The organism is Legionella pneumophila subsp. pascullei (genome assembly GCF_900637585.1).
In the GTDB taxonomy this organism is placed as follows: Bacteria; Pseudomonadota; Gammaproteobacteria; order Legionellales; family Legionellaceae; genus Legionella; species Legionella pascullei.
Genome location: NZ_LR134380.1, coordinates 2,135,625 through 2,154,160, shown reverse-complemented (window position 1 = coordinate 2,154,160; position 18,536 = coordinate 2,135,625). Strand labels below are relative to the sequence as shown.

The following is an 18,536-nucleotide window of genomic DNA, read 5'->3' as shown; positions in this document are numbered from 1 at the left end:
CTGTCAGGTTAAAATGGCCAATTTTGTACTTCATTTGATGTGTTTTTCGCCATGAAAATAAATAACTTAGTTGGTTTTCTGCTTGTCTTCTGCCTGGCTTTTTTATCTTACAATATCAGCGCAGCTGAATCTCCTGTTGTATCTCATCATAAAATTCAAAAGGAAATGAGCAAGTATTTCAAGGTTTATCACAACAAAGAAAAATTTACTGCTATTGCGGTCTCAGTGTTTATTCCTCAAGAGAAAAATAAGAATGCATTAGATATTGCCACCTTTGTCAAAGGAACTATGGGATATCCTCCACTGTCTCAGGAAATTACCTCATTGAATTTGTTTGATATTGGAAGCATTACCAAATCATTCACTTCATTGATTTTGCTTCAATTGCAGACTGAGGGCAAATTATCACTGGATGATCCTTTGGGTAAATGGCTGCCTCAATACAAAGAGTGGAAAGATGTGACATTAAGACAATTATTGAATATGACCAGTGGTATCCCCAATTATTCCGAAGATCCGGAATTTGCAAAAAAAATGGAAGAAAATTTGGCGGCTATCTGGAGTGATGAGGAATTGTTAGGTTATGCGCATCCTGAAAAACCTATAGAAACCAACAGAGAAAACAGGTATGAGTATTCCAATTCTAATTATATTCTTGCGGGAATGGTTATTGAAAAAGTGACTCAAGATACTTTTGAAAATCAGTTAAAACAACGAATTATTAATCCAAATAATGGATTAAACAATTCATTTTATCCTGCAGGACCACATGGTACAGAAGTCGAAAAACTAATCAGAGATAGAAGAGTCCATGGCTATTTTTATGATGAGGATAATGAAAAATTAATCGATACGATAACCAATGATTTATCCTGGGCTGCTGCGGCAGGCGCTATTGTTGCTAATACCGAAGACGTCGGTCGTTGGGTACAGTTACTATATCATGGTTTACTTATAGAACCTGATTTCAGAGACGAAGTTTTATCCGAATTGAAGTCAGTGGTTTCAGTAAAAACAGGGTTGCCTATTCCTACAGTTACAGAAGAGGAGCCCGGCGGTTTTGGATTGGGAGTTGGTTATTTTTATGATAAAAATTCCAGGCAGCGTTTTTGGACCTATCAGGGTAGTACTTTAGGTTACAGGGTGATGTATCTGTGGAATCCTTGTAATAATGTAACCGTTGTTGTGGCTTTGAATGGGAAAGGTGGCTCTGGCAATGGGAAATCAAAAATGGGCAACCATATCCATGAACTGTGCTTGAAGATAGACAAAGTCATCGCTAAAAATTATCCATACTTGCAATGCGCAAGCTAAGTTATTATTTATCATTATTAGGTATTGAGGACAGAATCACATGGCAATCTGTATTAATAAAGAAACAGATCACTTTTTTATTTCGATAGGCAAAATCAATCAGCACTCATTTATTATGCTAGGTGTGTATGATGACTTCCAGGTACCTCATCTACTGTGCAGAGTAGGGAAGATTTTTGATTTACCAAATCAAACCAAGGGCATTAAACGATGCATGAGCATTTATAGTGCTTTAGGTGGTGCCATTTTTGCGAGTAGCAAAGCAAAGTTAGAAGACGAAGGAGTTTCAAGAAAACGTAAAGGTTCTGTACCTATTTCTTATCAAGCTTATGATATTAGTTATGATCAATATTGTGAATTTGTTCATTATCTTGAGTCTATTCAAACTGAGAGTAATCAATTTGAATGCTTTAAACCGTTTGTTCAGAATGGAAACTTTGTCTACTTTTCGCAAACCAGTTCTCGTGTTTTCCCAGCCGGTTCTCATTGGAAGGCACTTAATGATGAAGTTCATGAAATCAATACAAGCAATACCTGCCGGCATTCAGCAATAAAATTAATTGAGGCGGTTACAAAAACCCCCATTTCTTCATCGATATCCTCTTGTTTCTTTATAAACTTACCTTATAAAACTCAATTGGATTTTGGCAAGCCCAGCCAAAATATCCCCTTTTATGTTTTACCTCTACCTCCGCCTCCTATCCATCCCGGGTTTAATAAAGAAAAACGTTTAATAGCCATGAAACTCTATCAGAGAATAGAGCAGTTGCCTGTTCTTGAGCCTAATTCGCCAATGACCAAGCGAAAATTCAACAGTTTAAAAAATTTATATTTGCAAATCATTGGTTCACAGAAAAATCAATCTATTGATGAGTTGCTATTTGGTATCCAGCAGTGGAAGGAAAAAAATCGCGTTGATTTACAAACATTAAGAAGAACTTATTTTTGGGATTCTTTTATTGTTAGGGAATCAGCTACTATGAAATTGATCAATGAAATTGAGGGGGATCTCAAATACTCCAAATGCCCGTATTAAATATTGTTATGACAATATCAGGGGGTAAGAGCATATCGAATCGCTTTGTATAGAGCCTGAATAACCTGGTCTGATTAAATAGACCTTATGCATGACCTTCCTCTGTGATTATATGATTTTTTACATTTCAAGTTTTTTGCTGCATTTTATGCTAACTTAAATGTTGTTATTTCAATATCATCAAAGGAGTGAACATGAAATTATATTATTGCAGAGGTGCTTGTTCATTAGTGGTTCGTATTATACTCAATGAATTAGGATTAAACTTTCAGGATGAAGAGGTCGATTTAAAAGTCAAAAAAACAGCTGGTGGCGATGATTTCTTCAAAATTAATCCTAAAGGAGCGGTTCCAACCCTGGTTCTTGATAACGGCGATGTCCTTACTGAAAATCAGGTTATTCTGCAGTATCTGGCAGATACTACTCCAGGACAAAAATTGTTAGCTGCTGTTGGAGATAGTAAAAGGTATCATACTCTGGAATGGTTAAATTATATTTCTACAGAGCTTCATAAGTCTCTTGGAATGTTTTTTAATCCCACTGTTTCAGAGGAATTAAAATCCAAAATCTTGACGCCTTTGGTCATGACCCGTTTTGCTTATACCAATGCTCGTTTGGCAAAAGGATCTTATTTAATGGGAAATGAATTTAGTTTACCTGATGCCTATTTGTTTGTTATGGTGAGCTGGGCAAAATATTTCAAACTGGATTTATCTCAGTATGAGCATTTGGCAAAATTTATGGATCTTATGCAAGCTCGCCCTTCAGTTGCCAAGTCATTACAGCAAGAAAAATTATAGTGCGGGCTGCAGCTATTAATAATTCATTTCAATAAAACTTGCTTCTTCTACATAGTATTTTTTTAAAAGAATAAGCAAGTTATATTATATCTAATGCATTTAAGTATGGGGTTTAGCTATCTGGTTAGACAGCCTCATCTTTTTGGGCAAAATAAGCCCTTTAGGTTTGAATTATTAGCAATAACATTTATTATTGTGCTAAAATTTCAAATTTTAATTAATAGTAATTTACAGTTACTTGCTTTTTAAATGACTCGTTTAGCAACCTGCGAGCGTTGAACTGTCCGAGACATCAGAGCGCAATTTACTTTGTGGATACTGTTGGCAAACAGCGGTTCGTAGAGAATCAGTCATTTAAAATTCCGTGATTTTAATTGTCTTGAACTCATAGTTGAAAACAAGCTATTCAGGGGTTTTTATGATGATGGAGTGTACAAGCTTTAAAGGTGGTTTGAATTTAAACTTTATTGAGAATGCTGAGTTTGAATCTAAAAGAGACTTGCCCCCTGAAGAGCAAAGAGCCGTTGTTATTCGTAATACTTTGCGATTGTTAATGATGGGCTGGAATACTTCATGGACAGAATTATTTTCCTGGGAAACTTTCAAAGCTATTTACGTGCAAAGAGATCCTTTATTGCTGAAAGAGTTTCGGTTAGCCTTTCAGAAGGGTTTTGATGCATTATTTACCCAATTAAATGGCAGGCAATTTAATCCGCAACAAAATGAACAAATACAACTTTACCTAAGTAACTGTCTTAGCTATTTACCTTTGTTTGATTTAAATCCTTATGAGTCAATTAAAATTCCCCAGAGAATCAATGATCAATGGGTTATGGTTGACTATTACATCAAGCCCATAGAACTTACAAATCATCGTGGGGAGAATGATCTGATTTTGCGGGATAATGATAGGGTTTTTGCTTATGGGCTTGAGCCAATAGATAATCCAAACGCACAGTCTCATTTAATCTTTATGGGAACCACATATCCTGCTGGTCAAGGATTCATTTCCCAATTAAATACTGATTTAAAAGGATTTGAAACGGTTGGTTATTCTTTGTATAAGAATGGAAGAGACCGAATTAAGGACTGGATTTTAAATCAAAACGGTAAAATCCATGTGTGTGGTATAAGCCTTGGAGGTTCTTTAAGTCTTCTTTTGGCTATTGACATGGGAAAATACCTTTCCAGAGTGGATGCCTTAAATCCCGCAGGACTTCATGATACTGATGATAAAGTGAAGTACGATAAATGGGGTAAAATCAGAAAGAAACCTTTGGTTGTTGTGCAACAACAGGGAAACGATCCTGTATCCTTTTTTGGGGTGTGGAAAAAGGAGTGGAATATTTTGCATGTCAAGCCTCCAAAAGATAAACAAGGCCCCAACCTTTTTTGTGATCATTTTCTGAATTATGCCGGATTTGCTGAAACAGAATTTACCTATGTTTCTGCGGAACAACAAAATGCCAAAAGGAAGGCAAGGAATTTCTGGCTTTATTCTTTAGGGAGAGGTGTTCTTTATTATTTTGGCCTGGCTCCTTATACTTATTTAATCAGGCCTGTAATACACTCTATTGCAGAAAAATGGCCGTTAATCGTATTCGGTATTATTCCTTTATTGGCTATTGGCACTCTTATTGGATTGAGTGCTGCAGGAATTATTCCAGCCATTGTTTCAATAGGTACTCTTGCTGTTTTTGCAATATCCAGTGGAATTTTTTACTTGTCTTTTGGCTTAAGTAATAATGAAGAAGACAAAAACATTTGGGCTGGGATGTTTGATTTTATTTTAAAGGGTAACGAGAAGGCACCAGACGAAAATGAGATAAAACTGGCCAAACTTCATCAACCTTCTACACCGAGAAATTCTGGAATGGATATCTATAAGAACGAAACCGCGATCGATTTAACTTATAAGCAAATTAATACCTATTATCAGGTAACTCGTTGTCTTCTGAAACAAAAAGAATTTCTTCCTCTTAAGGATAAACCCGAGAAACGTTTTGGAGGGCTATCTAAAAAAGAAGCCTTATTAGCAAGCATGAATTCTGCCTCGCATGACGAAGTCATTTCTCTTCAGATACCCAAGGCAAAGGCTGTGCATATCAAGCATTCTTTAACTTTGGTAGCCAAAATAGGTATGGATAATGAAAAAGAGTTAAAATCTGCTTTGGAAAAAGAGTATAATCAATATCAGATAGGTAAGCATCAAAGGCTTCGCTAGATAGAAAGAATTTTAATCATTCGTATTTTACTTAAGTTTTATATAAAATAGCCCAATTGTCATTAATATCATTTCGTAACGATTCGTGCATCACGTAGAAGATCTAATTAATATTTTTAATTATTGTTTTGAGAAGGACTACAATACTCGTCTGGTTAGAGGAGGGGATGAGCCAATTTATCTTCCCGCAGATGAACAGAGGCCTTATCATGCGTTATTTTTCGCACATGGATTTTTTAGCAGCGCCTTGCATGAATGTGCTCATTGGCTTATTGCTGGAGATGAAAGAAGAAAACTGGTCGATTTTGGTTATTGGTATGCCCCTGATGGGCGCAACCAGGAGCAGCAAACTTTGTTTCAGAAGGTTGAAGTGAAGCCACAGGCTTTGGAGTGGATTCTTTCTATGGCTGCCGGGCATAAATTTCGGGTAAGTATTGATAATTTAAATGGAACTGAAGTGGATACGGAAGCCTTTAAACAAGCAATCTATAAACAGGTGTTGCGTTATTGCAATCAAGGGTTACCAGAGCGTGCACAGCATTTTCGTAATGCTTTGTGTGCTTTTTACCGTCAACCTGCTCCTCTAAGAATAGATGATTTTTCAATCGATGAATTGTAATACTTCAAGCGTGATGAAGAACTACTCCAATTGTCCAGTCAAGATTTTGCTCCGGTGGGATATAATGGACAGTTTGATCGGGATTAATCCCATAACCATCAACCATTAATGCGTAGTAATAAGAAGACAGAAGACAATATTGGTAGAGATACTCATCATCAGGATTCTGGGCATTCAGTATTTCCCATTGCTGATGGCAAATTTGATTATCTCCTTGTTGAAGCAAGCTTTGATTAGTTAATTCACCGTTTTCAAAATGAAATAATTGACTGCTGGCAAGATTGGAAATACCTCCAATACTATACCATTCATTCACCGGATTTGAAGCAAGTAAAGGTTGTATTTGTTGATTTACCTTATGGACACTATTCATTAATGAGGTTACTTCTTCTTTACACGATGGGGCATTTCCCTGTCCTAATTCCCCGTCGGGTAAAGGATAGTCGTTTGCAAAGCAAGAGGGTGAATTAAGAAATTGATGTGACATTTCTGTTTGACCTAGCCCCAGGAAACTATGGACATAAAGATTGATATGTTGTCCATAGATAGTAAGTTCTACTTGGTTATGTTTATTAATTTCTGCATTTTTAGGAATTGGAAAGACAATTTGAACGGAAGCACCGCCCATATCCATAACACCAACTGACTTATTTTGGTCTGATTTTAATGTATCAAGTTTATAATTTACAGCAAGCCAGTCAAACAATGCTTCATCGTTCCCAGTGATGGTTTTTGCCTCTACTAACTGCCATCGTGATTGTTGTCTAAACCAGTATTCTAATTCATCGTAGTATTTTTTTTGCTGTGATTGCGGTAGTAGTCTCATACCAGCTGTTGCATAAAAGTAAACAGGTATATTGTGGATTGGTGCATCAGCCAATAGCGCAGTCAGGTAGGCATCAATTGTTGCAGAATTAGGTTGTATGCTTGCGAATCCGGGTTTAATTTTTTTATTCCAAATTTCATCAATATGAATTGGCGTATTAGTATCATCCGTATCATAAGAATAGATATGTAGCCTCGAACCAGTACTTCCTGCATCAATGACAGCGACACAGGAATGTTTTTCACAGGGGGCAGTTTCAGCAATAGTGTTTGGTGTCAAAATGACTATGCAAGAAAGAAAAACTAAAACTCGAAACATTAGTTTATAGAGCCAAAATTGAAGTTTTCGAATGGTACATTGTGTATATTTTGCTGTCAATAGAGTGTATTTAAAAAATAAACTGAACAGATGCGCTTTGGGATGTCGGTTTGTTGAACAATGGATAGTATCTTGTTAACGTGTTAATCATTAACAATTTGATTTAAATTTGGATTATTTATTTTCAAAATAGAACAAAAGTAGTAAAATAAGACTTTTTACTTGTTAGATCATTCCTTTTATTTCGAGTAAGCCAATCATGAACTCCCAAGAACAACGTGGCTCCTTTTATGCTATTTTATCCGGATTTCTTTACGGATTTATTGGTTATTTTGGGATTAGTGCTATTCATGGTGATTTATCAGCAAGCAATATGTTGTTCTGGCGCTTTTTTATTTCCAGTGTTTTTATTTTGATTGTTTTGATTCCTCAATTGAAAAATATTAAAGATACTTATAAATCTATGTTTACCGCTTTTTTAAGTGGTGTTCTGTATTATGGTTTATCGACATTATTATACTTTTATGCTTCCCTCTATATTGGATCTGGATTGTCAATGGTGATATTTTTTACTTATCCAGTGATTATTATGGTATTAAATTATTTCTTCTATGGTCAAACAATACCGAAGATATATTACTTGGCAATATCTGTTATCCTATTAGGAATGGCATTGTTAATTGATGTGAATGAAGTCGCATTTGATTTATGGGGTATATTTCTGGGTATCACTTCAGCCTTTTTTTATGCCTGTTATATTGTTTCAAGTAAAAACAATAAAATTTCTCCAAATGTATCAACCCTGATGGTATGTTTAGGCTGTATGGTAACCAGTTTGATTGTCGCTTCTCTCGGCCATACCTTTAAAGTTCCAACAACATTTCCTGTTTGGCTGAATTTATTTGGCATAGGCATTATTGCAACGGTCATACCGATTTTGCTAATGCTTTACAGCTTGAAGTATATCAGTTCGGAAAAGGCATCTATCTTGTCTGTTTTGGAGCCCGTTTTTGTGGTCATCTTTGGCGTAGTGCTACTCGGTGAGGAATTGAAACCTTGGCATGCTTTGGGTATTGTTTTTGTTCTGGCGGGTGCTTTGATCACCTTGTTTAGTCATAGAATTAATTTAAACCAATTAAAGCGGCAAGTATTTCAGTTTTTTAAATTAACATAATCAGGATTGACGCAAAATTCCAATCTCTTTGTTAAAAAGGCTTTTAATTCCGTCATTTAGTTTATCTAAACTCTCTCATTAAAAACATTTGTTGTCTTGGGCTTGGAGTTTTGCTTAAATCCTGGTAATAATTTTTTATTATTGATGAGTGGTAAGCCAATCTTCAATTCTTTTGTGTTCAGACAAATTCAACAGAGCAGGTGCGTGCCCTGCATTCTCTACTTCATGAACTTCAGTTAAAGCATGAGTTCTTTTCATTTGTGTGATGATCTCCGAAGTCAAGATATCAGAATGTACACCATGAATAACTAAAACCGGGCATTGAATCTGTTTCCAAATTGACCACAGATCAATGTCATAGAAAATACCTTCCAGTGCTTTATGAGGATGACGAAAAAATTCTGAAATGATTTGTAAAATTGATTTTGATTTTTTTATTGCCGGATCCATTTTGGAGACATAAAGATTAGGGCTTCGTTGTTCTACACTGTTTTTAGTGAAAATATCCCATTGATTCTCATTGGTAATTCCAAAATCAGCATAGCTGGTTTTGAAATGTTGCTTGGCTTCCTCCAGGCTTTTAAAATCCGGGTCTTTACCAGCATATTTGGCAATTCTTCTTAATCCATGGATAGGTATTTGAGGACCTATGTCATTGAGAACAAGTTTATTGATCGGGGAGTTGGGCATTGCGGCTAAAATCATGCCAATAATACCGCCCATCGATGTCCCAATCCAATCAATTTGATGCGCATTTGTTCTTGCAATAAGAGCAGTCATATCCTTTACATACTGGGTAAAATTGTAATGATGGGGATTTTTAAACCAGGAACTATCACCTCGACCTACAATATCGGGGCAGAATACATGACGTCCCGTGGAGCTAAGATAATTGGCTAACTCATCGAAGTCCCTGGAATTGCGCGTATAGCCATGCACACAAATAACTGTGGGTAACTCAGGTTCAAAAATACCCCATTCAGTATAAGCAATATGGTGAAACCCTTCTTCCGAGATTGCAAGTAAGCTGTTTTTTTTCATATTTCAGACTATTGGTTTTTATAACTGTAAATCAATACCAAATACCTGAATAATTTTGTACACCACAACATCCTGTATTGTAACTGCAACATGAATTGCTGGAACCACAGCATCCGCTTCCACAGCCACTCAATAATACAGCAGCAGAAATAACAACTAAGGCCAATATTATTTTTTTCATTGCCTATCCTTGTTTTGTCCATGTATATTAAATATACTATATGAATTTAAAATTATCCAATTGATTGTATTTTTTGGTATTTCTAGGTCCTAAAAGCCTAGTTCAGGGGATAGGGCTGGGCTGGATTGCTTTAAGCAGGATATACTTTTAATTTCAGATTTGAGTTTCTGCGAGTTGAATTCGATTATTTTGAGCTGAATATTGTTTGAAAGGCACTATCTGCCTTTCAAAATCAATCCCTATTATCCAATGTATTAGCCCAATTAACCTAACACGCTAAAACATTGATTATTATTATTTACCAAAGTCACCTTGCTGTCTTGATTTAGAGTTATTGAGCCACAAGATATATCTTTTCCAAAAATGGAATCTTTCTTATATCCAAATTGATACTCCTTATTTTTAGGTCCCTTTCCTGAATAGGAATTACCCAAACCTCCATATTGGTTTCCATTGACTGAGTAACCTATAGCAATGGCATTTTTTTCCTTGGTAATTACTGTAATATTAATAGTATCGGAGGCAAAATTTTTGAAACAAATTAGTGATAACAATACTATGCTTAAATCCTTTCTGAAAAAGGGCCACATCTTTTATCCTGTATATTCATTTATTAATGACCTGATAAACTAATTAGAAAACTCTGTTTTGTCTACCTATTGAGGATAGATTTTATTCGAGATATTTATAAGTTAAATCACTGGTCATGAGAAATTTGTAACCACTGTAATTTCCATAATTCATAGAGGAAGAGTTGATTATTTTTATTGTCTAAATAAGGTTTTAAGTCTTTTAAAGACAGGAAACGATTATTGGCAATAAGACTGAGTAAGCTTGTTGAAACCCCATGGCTGTCCCATTGTTTCCCATTGACATAAAAATGACACTGGGGTTCTTGCTCAGACATGATATAAGCGAAACGACATGAGGCATCTCTTACTATTCCCTGATGATTAGCCAGCTCTTTTATAAACTCATCCAAACTGAGCAATTCATCTTCTTCTAAAGGAAGGGCTAAATGTTGTTCAGCTGATTGATCAAGGCTTGTAGCAAAACAACCGAACCAGGGTTTGATGATGTTATCATTTTCCAGGATTTGCCTTAGCAATTGTATTGCATTGACCCATGCATTAGGCGTTATTTCCGATGTGTTTTTAAGAGTGGACCAATCAGGATCTCGATAGAGGAATTTAATCAGACCATGTTCACACAAATAATCACCCAGACTATCCCACAGTTCTTGTCCTTGATAACTTCTATAGCCAAAAGAGTAGGTCATACATTCTTCAGATTGAGAGATACCATAATGCCCTATATGAGGTGGTAAATAGAGCATATCGCCTTCTTCCAGAATAAATTGCTCTTCTACCTCAAATTCTTTCATGATTCGTAGTTCAAGGCCTTTTATAAAATTGTTGGTATGGCACTTCTTTGAGGTTAATGACCATAGTCGTCGACCTTTAGCCTGGTACAAGAAAACATCATAATTATCGTAATGCGGGCCAACACTTCCATGTAGAGTGGCATAGCTAATCATCACATCATCAACTCGCCATTGCGGAATAAAATTGAAATGATCAAGTAACTCATAGACCTCTGGAACAATACGGTCTACTCCTTGTACTAATAGAGTCCAGTGACTTTTAGGTAAGTCAATTAAATCAGATTCTTTAAATGGACCTCTTTTTAAATTCCACTGTGGGGAATGCTCGGGGGTTTCATAGACCAGGCGACTTTCTATTTCTTCCTCAAGAGCAAGTCCTGCCAACTCATCCGGTGTCAGTGGATTAATAAAATCAGGTAAGGCTTGACGAATGACCAGTGGTTGTTTTTGCCAATAGTCTTTTAAAAAAGTTTGGACAGTAATTTTTTGAAAGTGAACCATTATTGAAAATCTTATTTTGATGAATGTTGTCTATTTAATCACCTTGAGGCTCAATAATGCAACCGTTATATCAAACAGGACTTACAGAACCTTGGGATTTTGCATAAGCATCTTATCACGTTTAGGTTTTTATTTGTTTTAATATCCATCTCAGATTTTTAAACAATAAAATCGTTTGTTTTTTATTTTCTTTTGCTTTGCTATTACGATCTTGCAAACGCAGTTTTTCATAATGACAAAGAAAGGTAGTGATGGTTTCTTCCAGCTTGGGAACTTTATTGATTAAAATTTTACATTGTTGATTCAAAGTAGTGGGCGGTTGAGTTGCAATATTGAAGCGGCAAAATTCTTTTTGTAAAAGATGGTATTCATGTACTAAGGGATCTAATATCCTTTTTTGCCTCCATTGATAACAAGCGCCTAGGGAAATTATAAATAAAACCAGAGAAATTATGATGATTAGCAATAGATTAGAGGCATCCCAGTGTCTTAATCCGATTTTTTCCAATAATTCATATTGGGTATCCTGATTGTAAAATAGCAGCCAACGCTCGATGAAAAAGCGGGTTGATTCCATATATAATTTGAGTTTCTGAAGCCAGGTTAATCTTGAGGGATCAATTATTAATTGTTGTTTGGCACGTGCAGCCTGCATGGCAAGAATAGAAGGCTCTATGCGAGAGGGGGAAATAAACGAAGTGGGATCCAGTTGATTCCAGCCAGATTCTTTTTGCCAATACTCTAACCAGGCGTGAGCATCATATTGTTTTATAGTTAAATAGCTCGCCAGTGGATTCCATTCTCCTCCTTGATAACCAACAATAACCCGGGCTGGGATGCCAACGGCTCGTAATATAACAGTTACTGCGCTTGCATAATGCTCACAAAATCCTTTTCTGGAGTCAAACCAGAAATAATCCATTTGGTCATTTTGATTCTCCAGTTTTGGAGGAGTTAAGGTATACCAGTAAGATTCCTCTTTTATGTAATTCCTGATGAATTCTATAAAGGCTTTGGTGTCGTAATTTACTTCAGCAAATTGTTGTTTTGCCCAGAGTGTAATTCTGGGATTTAAATGGTTTGGTAATCGGGTATTGAGTATCCAATCTTTCTGAGTCAATGGGGAGTAAGAGGAGGAGCTAATTCGCAAAGCATAAGCAAAACGTTGGGTAATGATGTCTTTATTTTGACTAACCAAACCAAAATTAGGAGAAAATAAGAGTTGAGGATAGCCTGCAATGGGATAATCAAGATAAAACAGCCACTTTTTTTGATGGGGCTCTATAATGACCTCATAATCTCCGGCATCAGAAGCAGCTAACTCCTGTAATGGTGGGAACTTTGATGAGACATTCCAGGCAGGATTCCAGCTTATACCATTATAAATACTTAAAGTTAATCCTCGCCAATAGCCATTTAGTATGGCTTTATTTTTAAATATAACCCGTAAAGCAGTTCTGTCATCATTTAGACGATTCGCAACCGATCCTGGTTCCATCCATTCGCTAAATCCAGTGTGGCCTTTACCCAAGGAAGGTACCTGCCAAAGCGGATTGGCTATACGCGGAAAAAAGTAGAAAAGAAAGACTGTTAATGGTGTCGCAACAAGTAATAGTTTCATACTGTGGCCACTAATTTGTCTTAATGAGGATTGAGGAGCATTCAATTTTAACATCAGAGTGAGATTGGCCAGAATTGCAATCAGTAAATAGGTTATAATCCATAGTTCCTGCACCATAATTAAAGCGGCAAAGATAAGATAAAAATTGCACAGTATTAATATTTTTATATCTCTGTCATTATGAATTTCTATGGTTTTTAGTCCAATAAAAGCAAGTAAAAAGCCGATAAAAAAACTACTGGAAACAATGCTGCCGTATTGAAATTTTAATAGAAAAAAGCAGCTAATAACCACAATAAAGCGTATCCGCTTGTCAAGTGGTGGATAGGCAAAGTAATCCGATATCAATTTGTAGCTTATTGACGCTAAGATAAGGATAACAATCCACCAAGGTGCAGTTAGAAAATGAGGAAAGTAACATATCAACATGACCAAAAGAACATATCTGGTTGTTATCAGAAGAGTATGTTGTTTGGCCGTGAAATCCATCAATAAACCGCCAATTGACGTAAGCAATATCGAAGATGTTCTTCACCATGGGAAAATTCATTTGGATTTTTTCCCAAATCCAGATTGTAAAACTGACCTTGGGATTCGGCGGTGACTAACCAATAGCTCAAGTGCTTCAATTTTTCTTCCAGTTTTTCAATGGGTAAATCATTTAATGTAAAAAGCCAATACATTTCTTCATCACGGTCCATCGTTTTCAAATACCAGCCTTGTCCTTTTGCTGCAATTTTCCATGCGATAAGGTTAGGCTGAATCCAGGGATTTTCCGCCTGCTTTAAGTCATAAAATTCATTATCTCCATGAGTGTCTGTTTTCATTTTATTCTGATGATAAAAGGGCATGGGCCAAAAACCGGGATTAACAGGTTGAGGATAAACATAATAATTGCTATCAAAATTGGCATACCCCCATACCTGAAACAGGCCAAAAGGATAGACACTGGAAATGGTGATTTTGGGCAGGGTATAACATCCTCTTCGAGTTGTTGCCAGAGGTAAAATAAATCGCAAACCTTGCGGAGGAATTTTTTCTAATCGTGTTACTGATTGATTATTGAGTCGAAGCTCTAGTCCAAAATGAATTCCATTATTTGATTGAATCAATAAACTAACCTGGACAGGAGTTCCTTCATACGTGTCTTCAACTGATACCAATCTAATGGATAACCCTTTAAGATTGGTATGGGCTTCCCAGGCACTTATAAGACCTATAATTGCTAAAAGAAAAGTTATTAAAAAAACAGTGCTAATTTGATAGTTGATTGCGCCAGAAAACAGGGACAGTACAACCACGCCATAGGCCCATCCAAATCCAGAGGGTATAATATAAATATTTTTCGAACCAAGAATTTGGGGGTTGGTTTTAGAGGCTCGTTTAGAAATCCAGTTTTCCCAATAAGCCTCAATTTTTGTTTTGATTTGTCTTATCACACGGGAACCTCAATTTCACTCATTAATAGCTCGGCTGCAGATAATTGAGTTTGTGATTTTTTAATGATTAAACGATGATTCACAACCGCAGGCATCACTGCTTGAATATCATCAGGTCGGACAAAATCTCTATCATCAGTTCTGGCAAAGGCTTGTGCGGCATGTACCAATCCCATTCCGGCTCTTGGGCTTAATCCATGATTGAACCAACCCTGATTTCTACTGGCATCCAGAAGAGATTGAACATAATCAAGCACTAATTCAGAAACTAGAACTTTTTGACTCTCTCGCTGTAAAATTTGTAATTGCTGTGGAGTAATGACAGGAGTTAGCTCCTTTAATTTCGTATTCAGGTTTGATGATTTTAAAAGCATACGTTCCGCATCTGGCGGTGGGTAGCCAATGACCAGGCGCATCAGAAATCGATCCAATTGCGATTCAGGCAAAGGATAAGTTCCAGTATGGCAGGACGGATTTTGAGTAGCAATAACAAAAAATGGTTGGGGGAGAGCTTCTGTGCCTATATCAGTAGTAACTTGCTTCTCTTCCATTGCTTCTAATAAGGCGCTTTGAGTCTTAGGTGTGGCCCTGTTTATTTCGTCAGCGAGAATTAATTGCGAGAATATAGGACCCTTATGAAATTGAAAGACGTTGCGTTGGTGATCATAAATAGATACTCCCAAAAGATCACTAGGCAAAAGGTCGCTGGTAAATTGTATCCGCCTGTATTGCATACCAGTCAGTTGAGCCAACGCATGACTAAATGTTGTTTTTCCCATACCCGGGTTGTCTTCAAGAAGCAGGTGACCATTGGCTAATAAACAGGTGATACCCAATCTGATGATTTCTTCTTTTCCTAAAAGAATATCACTTAATGCTTGTTGTAATTGTTTTATCATAATGAAAGCCATTTCAAGATGATTATATGGAAGTATAGACCTTTATGATGGGTATGACCTCGAATTAATGTAAAATTTACTACAAATAATAAGTCAATTGTGCGGAATAGCCATTTAATCGAGGAAGTTCTGAACCAATTAAACTGCTCATCAAACAGAGCCTTAGCCAAGATACAAAGGCTCACTTGATAGGTAATTTTAGGTATTAGACTTGTATCAAAATATTATCAAACAGGTCATATTTGATGGGCTTGGGGTTGACTAACTACAGTCATATGCTCTTTAAGTTGTGATTTTAGATTGATAAAATCTTTTGTTCTTGCTTCACATAACGCCTCAATGGCAGGCAAATCACCCACTCGAGCCCAAAGACAACACCGTTGCACATGCCCGTACTCCTCTGCACTCGGAGCTAAAGATGCCCCCTTATATATTGCAAAACCAGAGCCTAACTTAGAATTAAGATCGAACCAACTTTCAAGCTTACCAGTCATACAATTATAAAACTGCCTTGATGATTTCGGTCGATCGGTAAATTTTGGAATCGGAGAAAAAGGTTCATTGGAGCAGTACTCATCAACAACGTGCACAGGCAGCAGCTTCTGTGCGCCGCCAAGACCTTCTCTCCACTGCTTATCAATGACATCCCAATCCTTTGCCCCTGGTGCGTTTAGCAAGTCCAGTTGGGTTTGCAACTCTTTGATGATGGTACTTTCAAAATCAAAATGTTTTTCAGTGACTTTTTCCCCATTAAGTATATAAGTAATACCATCTGTGTTGATTAGGTTGTATTGAATAAGTAATTTTGAGAACACTATCTGGCCCTCTTCATTCTGCGGTATGCACTCAAGCATCAATGCCCACATGTGTTTATCCAGGGCCCAAAGCGCATACTCAAAGCTACTGACGTTATCAAAGGTTCGCCCGGAGCAATCGGTTACCTTGCCCCTTTTAAACATTAAACTCATGTCTTCTTTTAATATCGCTTTAACTGCATCATGGTTCCCGCGCGCCACGTAATACAATAATTTATAAACATCAATCATGGGTTTAAACAAAGCGAAATGAACTTTTGATCTCATAGAAAAGCTTATTAAATCTGGGCTTGATAAATTTTGTGCTGTTTTGATTTGGAGTTCCAAAGGTAACTCATCAAACAATTCAAATTTAGGTTGCATACTTTTCGCCTTATTCTCTTCACTTAAATTAATTTAGGAAAGAAATATACTTGAATTAATTATAAATATTAATATTTACATGATATTAAATAGGTAATTTCAGGGTGAGATAAGAGATGTTTGTGCATTAATGAGAGATCATACCCTTTATGGTTTGATTATGGATTATTATTTTGTAAAATACGCTCTAATTCTCCTTTTGCCTGACGTGAGAAATTGATGAGGCTGGCTTCTTCCTCAAAAAAGTCAAAAGATTTAATCAACGTTTCTTCATCATGCTTTTGGAAAGCATTGGCTTTTTTCTCAATTTCTTCAGGTTTATAACCAAGAAATTTTAAAATTTCCTTGGTCATGGTTAACGAAGAGTCAAATAATTCTCTTTTGAAATAATGAACCCCTGCTTTATGTAACTCGTAGGCATGCCGTCTATTTCTTGCTCGGGCAAAAATTTTCAATTGAGGAAATTCTTCTTTAGCTAATTTCACAATTTCCAAGTTGGTGTCCGGATTTCCAACAGTGACTATGAGCAACTGGGCATGAGCTGCTCCTGCGCTTTTTAACAGATCCAGTCGATTCGCATCACCAAAATATCCGGTGTAGCCAAATTTTCTTAATAATTCAATTTGTTCTGGATTTTTTTCCAAAACTGTTACCTTGATATTTTCACCACTAAGAAAGCGACCAATTATCTGGCCAAAACGGCCATAACCCGCGATAATAATATTATTTTTTTCATGGATAGAGTCGTATTCACGTTCTGGTAATTTGCTTATTAATTTGGGCATCATAAAACGATGATACAAAAGCATTAAAAAAGGTGTGGCTAACATGGATAGAGCGACTACCAGGGTAAAAAAACTGCTTATTTCCGGGCTGACTACTTTCAAGGTACTTGAGTATTGAAAGAGGACAAAGGCAAATTCTCCTCCTTGTGATAAACCCAAGGCGAATCCAAGTGCCTGGATTTTAGTGAGTTGAAATATCTTGCCGAGTGTAAAGAGAATCAATGCTTTAATGGTAATCAACCCAAGTACGACAGGGATGATTATAGTCATTTGATTGAAGAGTAGATTGAAGTTGATACCCATACCTACTGAGATGAAAAATAATCCAAGGAGCAGTCCTTTAAAGGGTTGAATATCAGCTTCTACGGTCCGTTTATATTGAGAGTTAGCTAAAACCATCCCCGCGATAAAAGCTCCCAAAGCAGGAGATACCCCAATTGTTTCCATTAATAAGGTAATTCCAACGACTAGGGACAGGGAAAATGCGGTAAATACTTCACGGATATTCGTTTTTGCAATGATTAAGAACAAGTATCTCGATAAGTAGTGGCCTGCCAAGATAACACCACCGATAATGCCAGCAACGACAATGGCATGAAGCCACTTGGGTAGTTGGGCAATAGCGGTAGCCGTATGAGGGTTAATAGCTGCATTAACTCCATGGTGGTTGCCCAATAAAGGCAAAATCACCAATATCGGTATGACTGCAATATCCTGAAATAAAAGCACAGCAAAAGAAGTTTCACCCTCTGCTGTTTTCAAAAGATTTTTCTCCTGGAGCATTTGCAAGACTAAAGCAGTTGAAGACAGGGCAAGTGCCATACTGACCGCTAGACTGGCTCGCCAATTGTACCCCATCATAATAGCGGCTGAAGAAAGAGCGCTTGTTGTTAACAATACTTGTAAGCCACCTAATCCAACTATTAATTTTCTCAGCTTCCATAGCATGATTGGTTCTAATTCCAAACCAATCAAGAATAGCATCATGACTACTCCAAATTCTGCAAAGTGCATAATTTGTTCGGCATTGCCTATTAATTTCAATCCAAAAGGGCCAATGAGCATCCCTACCGTAAGATAACCAATCACAGAACCGAGTCTAAATCGGCTGGCCAGTGGAACCATAATGCTGGCAGCAGCAAGGAAAATGAAAACATTGAGGAGTAAGTGACCGTTCATCTGCTACCTTGAGATTA

At 36.7% G+C, this 18,536-nt stretch carries 16 protein-coding genes; 6 read left to right on the top strand and 10 right to left on the bottom strand.

What is annotated here, in order from left to right; genetic code table 11:
- The first annotated feature begins 51 nt into the window (after window positions 1-51).
- From EL201_RS09800 to EL201_RS09780, 5 genes are all read left to right on the top strand, one after another.
- Window positions 52-1,314 (top strand): serine hydrolase domain-containing protein, encoded by a 1,263-nt coding sequence (locus tag EL201_RS09800; RefSeq protein ID WP_027222089.1) that lies wholly within the window; start codon window positions 52-54, stop codon window positions 1,312-1,314.
- 40 nt (window positions 1,315-1,354) lie between these two features.
- Window positions 1,355-2,350, top strand: a complete 996-nt coding sequence (locus EL201_RS09795) for a hypothetical protein (RefSeq protein WP_027222088.1) — start codon at window positions 1,355-1,357, stop codon at window positions 2,348-2,350.
- 194 nt (window positions 2,351-2,544) lie between these two features.
- A complete protein-coding gene (gene gstA / locus EL201_RS09790) occupies window positions 2,545-3,150 on the top strand; it encodes a glutathione transferase GstA (protein ID WP_027222087.1) in 606 nt (201 codons plus the stop codon).
- 418 nt (window positions 3,151-3,568) lie between these two features.
- Entirely contained in the window at window positions 3,569-5,374 is a 1,806-nt protein-coding gene (locus EL201_RS09785) for a lpg1907 family Dot/Icm T4SS effector (protein ID WP_027222086.1), read from the top strand.
- Window positions 5,375-5,459: 85 nt separating this feature from the next.
- Window positions 5,460-5,993: an elongation factor P hydroxylase gene (locus EL201_RS09780; RefSeq protein ID WP_027222085.1), complete on the top strand. Its 534-nt coding sequence runs from the start codon at window positions 5,460-5,462 to the stop codon at window positions 5,991-5,993.
- A 4-nt stretch (window positions 5,994-5,997) separates the two neighbouring features.
- Here the strand turns inward: EL201_RS09780 and EL201_RS09775 are convergent, their stop codons facing one another.
- Window positions 5,998-7,137, bottom strand: a complete 1,140-nt coding sequence (locus tag EL201_RS09775; protein WP_027222084.1) for an acetate and sugar kinases/Hsc70/actin family protein — start codon at window positions 7,135-7,137, stop codon at window positions 5,998-6,000.
- Between the two features lie 259 nt (window positions 7,138-7,396).
- Between EL201_RS09775 and EL201_RS09770 the strand changes: the two genes are divergently transcribed.
- Window positions 7,397-8,311 carry a DMT family transporter gene (locus EL201_RS09770; RefSeq protein WP_027222083.1) on the top strand — a complete coding sequence of 305 codons (915 nt, stop codon included), beginning with the start codon at window positions 7,397-7,399 and terminating at the stop codon, window positions 8,309-8,311.
- Window positions 8,312-8,449: 138 nt separating this feature from the next.
- Here the strand turns inward: EL201_RS09770 and EL201_RS09765 are convergent, their stop codons facing one another.
- The 9 genes from EL201_RS09765 to EL201_RS09730 all read right to left on the bottom strand — a co-directional run bounded on the left by EL201_RS09765 (window position 8,450) and on the right by EL201_RS09730 (window position 18,519).
- The gene (locus EL201_RS09765) at window positions 8,450-9,352 is read right to left on the bottom strand and encodes an alpha/beta fold hydrolase (protein WP_027222082.1); all 903 of its coding nucleotides are present in this window, start codon (window positions 9,350-9,352) and stop codon (window positions 8,450-8,452) included.
- Between the two features lie 31 nt (window positions 9,353-9,383).
- Complete coding sequence (locus EL201_RS15685) at window positions 9,384-9,533, bottom strand: hypothetical protein (protein WP_165481395.1); 150 nt, start codon at window positions 9,531-9,533, stop codon at window positions 9,384-9,386.
- Between the two features lie 263 nt (window positions 9,534-9,796).
- On the bottom strand, window positions 9,797-10,123 hold the full coding sequence (locus EL201_RS09760; RefSeq protein ID WP_027222081.1) for a hypothetical protein: 327 nt from the start codon (window positions 10,121-10,123) through the stop codon (window positions 9,797-9,799).
- Window positions 10,124-10,230: 107 nt separating this feature from the next.
- Window positions 10,231-11,418, bottom strand: coding sequence for a JmjC domain-containing protein (locus EL201_RS09755; RefSeq protein WP_027222080.1), 1,188 nt, complete (start codon window positions 11,416-11,418; stop codon window positions 10,231-10,233).
- A 121-nt stretch (window positions 11,419-11,539) separates the two neighbouring features.
- Window positions 11,540-13,528 carry a transglutaminase TgpA family protein gene (locus EL201_RS09750; RefSeq protein WP_027222079.1) on the bottom strand — a complete coding sequence of 663 codons (1,989 nt, stop codon included), beginning with the start codon at window positions 13,526-13,528 and terminating at the stop codon, window positions 11,540-11,542.
- The gene (locus tag EL201_RS09745; protein ID WP_027222078.1) at window positions 13,528-14,478 is read right to left on the bottom strand and encodes a membrane protein; all 951 of its coding nucleotides are present in this window, start codon (window positions 14,476-14,478) and stop codon (window positions 13,528-13,530) included. Before EL201_RS09745 ends, EL201_RS09750 begins: the two co-directional genes overlap by 1 nt.
- On the bottom strand, window positions 14,475-15,377 hold the full coding sequence (locus tag EL201_RS09740) for an AAA family ATPase (protein ID WP_032828855.1): 903 nt from the start codon (window positions 15,375-15,377) through the stop codon (window positions 14,475-14,477). The genes EL201_RS09745 and EL201_RS09740 overlap by 4 nt, the downstream gene beginning before the upstream one ends.
- Window positions 15,378-15,613: 236 nt before the next feature.
- Window positions 15,614-16,555 (bottom strand): hypothetical protein, encoded by a 942-nt coding sequence (locus tag EL201_RS09735; RefSeq protein ID WP_027222076.1) that lies wholly within the window; start codon window positions 16,553-16,555, stop codon window positions 15,614-15,616.
- A gap of 158 nt (window positions 16,556-16,713) precedes the next feature.
- Window positions 16,714-18,519: a monovalent cation:proton antiporter-2 (CPA2) family protein gene (locus EL201_RS09730; RefSeq protein ID WP_027222075.1), complete on the bottom strand. Its 1,806-nt coding sequence runs from the start codon at window positions 18,517-18,519 to the stop codon at window positions 16,714-16,716.
- Window positions 18,520-18,536: the final 17 nt, after the last annotated feature.